The sequence below is a fragment of the Kineococcus siccus genome, from assembly GCF_009906795.1.
GTDB lineage: Bacteria > Actinomycetota > Actinomycetes > Actinomycetales > Kineococcaceae > Kineococcus > Kineococcus siccus.
Window position 1 is genome coordinate 1 of the sequence record NZ_JAAALN010000343.1, and the last position, 2,684, is coordinate 2,684.

The 2,684-nt window shown below is 75.6% G+C and carries 4 protein-coding genes; all 4 read right to left on the bottom strand.

The features are described from left to right. Nucleotides 1-226: translation initiation factor IF-2 N-terminal domain-containing protein (locus tag GTR02_RS21145; RefSeq protein ID WP_166609444.1), on the bottom strand; the 226-nt coding region annotated here is incomplete at its 3' end. 83 nt (nucleotides 227-309) lie between these two features. Next, nucleotides 310-594, bottom strand: coding sequence for a YlxR family protein (locus GTR02_RS24045; RefSeq protein ID WP_338073970.1), 285 nt, complete (start codon nucleotides 592-594; stop codon nucleotides 310-312). A 130-nt stretch (nucleotides 595-724) separates the two neighbouring features. After that, nucleotides 725-1,750, bottom strand: coding sequence for a transcription termination factor NusA (gene nusA / locus GTR02_RS21155; RefSeq protein WP_166609445.1), 1,026 nt, complete (start codon nucleotides 1,748-1,750; stop codon nucleotides 725-727). Then, nucleotides 1,747-2,391 carry a ribosome maturation factor RimP gene (gene rimP / locus GTR02_RS21160; protein WP_166609446.1) on the bottom strand — a complete coding sequence of 215 codons (645 nt, stop codon included), beginning with the start codon at nucleotides 2,389-2,391 and terminating at the stop codon, nucleotides 1,747-1,749. The genes nusA and rimP overlap by 4 nt, the downstream gene beginning before the upstream one ends. Nucleotides 2,392-2,684 lie beyond the last annotated feature (293 nt).

The window sequence follows — 2,684 nt, forward strand, 5'->3', positions numbered from 1 at the left end:
GACGGGCACCCGCCGGCAGCCGCGGACCCGGCTTGACGGCCGGGGTGGCGGGGGACGCGGACGCCCCGTCGCTGGGGAACTTGTCCTTCAGCCGACGGATGACGGGCGGCTCGACGGTCGACGACGCCGACCGGACGAACTCCCCCATCTCCTTCAACGTCGCGAGGACGGTCTTGCTCTCGACTCCGAACTCCTTGGCGAGTTCGTAGACCCGGACCTTGGCCACTTGTCTCCTGTCTCGGTCCGGGCTCCTGGCGCGGACCGTCGTCAGTCGGGGGTGTTCATCGCTGCAAGCTCATCGAGTGCTCATCAGCTGTTCGACCCGCTCTCGTCGGTGGTGGTGGGGACGACGGCCTCCAGGTGCTCGCGCACGGCGGAGGTGTCGAGGGGGCCTTGGCGGTGCAGCGCGCGGGGGAAGGCCCTGCGCCGCTCCGCGAGGTCCAGGCACGCGAGGTGCGGGTGCACCCAGGCGCCCCTGCCGGGAAGACGTCCCCGCGGATCGGGGACGAGGACCAGGTCCTCGTCCACCGCGGTGACGACCCTCAGCAGCGCGGACCGGACGTCCCGGGATCGGCAGCCCACGCACGTGCGCACTGGTTCCGCGGCAGCCCCCGGGGGGGCCGCGGACGCAGGACGCGCGGTGGATCGCCGGTCGGTTCGACCGGTCGGGGTCAGTGTAGCGATGTGCCGAGTGTAGACCCGCCCGGCGAGCGGGCGCGCCCGCTCAGCGCTCGGGGCGCGCGCCCGCCGCGGGCCGCGACGGCGGCCGGCCCGGGCCGTCCTGGCCCTCGGTGTCGGGGTGGATGTCGATGCGCCACCCCGTGAGCTTGGCGGCGAGCCGGGCGTTCTGGCCCTCCTTGCCGATGGCCAGCGAGAGCTGGTAGTCGGGGACCACGACGCGCGCCGAGCGGGCGTCGGCGTCCACGACGGTCACCGAGGTCACGCGCGCCGGCGACAGCGCGCTGGCGACGAAGGCCGCCGGGTCGTCGTCGTGGTCGACGATGTCGATCTTCTCGCCGTGCAGCTCCGCCATGACGGCGCGCACGCGCTGGCCCATCGGCCCGATGCACGCGCCCTTGGCGTTGACGCCCGCGACCGTGGCGCGCACGGCCATCTTCGAGCGGTGCCCCGCCTCGCGCGACAGGGCGGTGATCTCGACGGTCCCGTCGGCGATCTCGGGGACCTCGAGCGCGAACAGCTTGCGCACCAGCTGGGGGTGCGAGCGGGACAGGACGACCTGGGGACCCTTGGGACCCCTGCGGACGGCGACGACGAAGCAGCGCAGCCGCGTGCCGTGCTCGTAGCGCTCGCCGGGGACCTGCTCCTGCGGCGGCAGCACACCCTCCACCGCGCCGAGGTCGACCTGCACCATGCGCGGGTCGCGGCCCTGCTGGACCACGCCGGAGATGATCTCGCCCTCGGACTCGGCGTACTCCCCCAGCACCTGCTCGTCCTCCGCGTCGCGCAGCCGCTGGAGGATCACCTGCCGGGCGGTCGTGGTGGCGATGCGGCCGAAGTCCGACGGGGTGTCGTCGTACTCGCGCAGCACGGCCCCCTCCTCGTCGCGCTCGCTCGCGAGCACGCGCACCTCACCCGTCGCGCGGTCGAGCTCGACACGGGCCTGCGGCTGCGCCCCCTCGGTGCGTCGGTAGGCGACCAGCAGGGCCTGCTCGATCGCGCGGACGAGCGTGTCGAAGGAGATCTCCCTCTCGCGCTCGAGGCCCCGCAGAGCGGCCATGTCGATGTTCACTGCTCGTCCTCGCGTCCGTCGTCGTCGTTCTCGTCGTCGTCCAGCGCGTCGTCGTCCGGCGCGTCCTCGTCCAGCGCGTCGTCGGCCAGGTCGTCGGCCAGGTCGTCGTCCGGGTCGTCGTCCGCGCGGCGGAACTCGACCTGCACCTCACCGCGCGCGACCTCGGCCCAGGCCAGGCGCACGGGGCGGCCGACGTCGGCCGCGCGCGGCGGGCGGCCCTTGACCGACGGCGGGTCCAGCAGGACCAGGACGCCGTCGTCGTCGACCTCCGCGACGCGGCCCACCAGCTCGCCGCCGTCGGTGCGCGCGACGCGCACCAGCCGGGTGCGGGCGCGCCGCCAGTGCCGGGGCAGGGTCAGCGGGCGGTCCACCCCCGGGGAGGAGACCTCGAGCGTGTAGGGCGCGGAGCCGAGGACGTCGGAGGCGTCCAGCGCCTCGGAGACCGCGGTCGAGGCGGTCGCCACGGCGTCCATGCTGACCTCGCCCGGCTCGTCGCGGGCCCCGTCGTCCGGCAGGTCGACCACGACGCGGACCACGCGCCGGCGGCCCGCCGACGTCACGGTCACCTCGTCGAGGGTGAGCCCGGCCCGGTCGACGACCTCGGTCAGCACCCCGGTGACGGCCTCGTCGAGCGACGGCACGTCCGGCTCCTCTCGTCGTTCGCGCGGACCCCGGACGGGGGGCCACGACGACGCGACAGCCTATCCCGGCGCTCCGCCGCGGCCGGACCGCCGGAGCCCGGCCCCGTGCGACGATCACGCCGTGCGACCTGCAGCGACCCCCCGGCGGGCCGTCCTGACCGCCCTGCTGGCCGGCGGCCTGACGGGGTGCGGCGTCCGGTGGGTCCCCTCCCCCGAGCCCACGCCGACGGCGCCGCGCGGCCCGGACGACGACGCGCGCGACGCGGCCGTCGCGGACGCCCGCTCGCTCGCCG